We start from the raw sequence: 1306 nt of genomic DNA on the forward strand, positions 1-1306 counted from the left end.
CCGCAGGCGCTGGTCCAACCGATGGAAGGCAGCACTGAATGCCTTCGAGATAACGTTCGACGGACGGCTGTCTGCCGGACGAAAGTAGTTAGAAATCAATCAATTACACCGTTTTCTGGACAGACCCACCCGCTCCACAGGTTCCGGCAAGGCGTTCGTCAGATCACCAAAGACATTGAAACTGCTCCCGAAGACCCCCAATTTGCTCACGAGATCGACGAGGCATGGACTACCACCGTCGCGCCTGCATTGGCTGAAATTGAAGCCATGATCGAACAGAATTCCTCTCTGCGAGAGAAGGTACGCCGAGTTGCGGCCGACCCTGCGGCACTTTCAGGATTAGTGGGTGCTATTGGACTGGGAATTGCCGCCGGTCCGGCATCGGCCCTCCCCTCCGCAGTCGCGCTCATGCTCTCCAGCACTGCCGCCGTAGTGGGCGGAGGACTTGCCGCTATCCGAACCGACCTGACGCAGCACGCAGCGCGTGAGGCGATTACGAAAGCACAGTTTTACTTTCTGTACGGTGCAAATGCTGCTCTCGCTTGAAGAAAATCGAAGGAGTACCCAGTTCGGGTGACAGCCACCCTCTAAGTGTGGTTGGTCTGGTGCCGTCGCGACTTCCGTGGGCGGAGAGCGTTGTGACTATGGGGCTGCTGGCAGATGGGTAATTGACAGCTTTGCGTTCACGTTGAGTGCTCGGTGTGTGCTGGCAGTCGTCGTTTTGTGGTGATGGCATGTCCCCGGGGTGGCTAATGGGGGTGTGTGGGGCGCCGGCGTTTTTGGGTGCCGGCGGGGTGTTCGGGTTTGAGTGGTGTGGGGGTTGGGTGGGGGGTGTTGTGAGGGGCTCGTTTGGGTGTTTTTGAATGTTGTTGATTATCAGTGGTTTTCGGTATTCGGTTGGTGTTGGGTTGGTTTCGTGGGTTGTGCACCGTGGTGTTTTCGTCAACATCGAATATTGTTGCAGTGGTGCGTGTTTCGGTGTTTCGTGTTTTCGGGTTGTTTTGCGGTTTTGGTGGGTGGGGGTGTATGATTGGGAGCATGATGATGACGAGGCAGTGGACGCGAGACGGGGCGCTTTTCGTGACCCCTCCCCTCCTTCTCAGCCTCGTTCGGGTGTCGGGTACCAGTTCACACGTTGCGATGAATTCAATTGGTGAGAACCAAGATTCGGAATTCAGAGGAGCGAAGCGACTCGATCGACGGCAACGGCACTCGACCCACTGCGAGCCGCGCAGCGGCTCCCTAGCGGGGAGCGCAGCGACTCGCTCCCGTCTCCCGACGCGAAGCGTCGGGAGGAGCGCCGCGG

At 58.1% G+C, this 1306-nt stretch carries 1 protein-coding gene; it reads left to right on the forward strand.

Annotated elements, in window-relative coordinates:
• On the forward strand, positions 1-546 hold a 546-nt coding region (locus ABH939_RS33150; RefSeq protein WP_404650738.1), incomplete at its 5' end, for a hypothetical protein.
• Positions 547-1306: the final 760 nt, after the last annotated feature.

Origin of the sequence: Rhodococcus sp. 27YEA6, from assembly GCF_044908235.1 — a bacterium.
Lineage (GTDB): Bacteria > Actinomycetota > Actinomycetes > Mycobacteriales > Mycobacteriaceae > Rhodococcus_F > Rhodococcus_F qingshengii.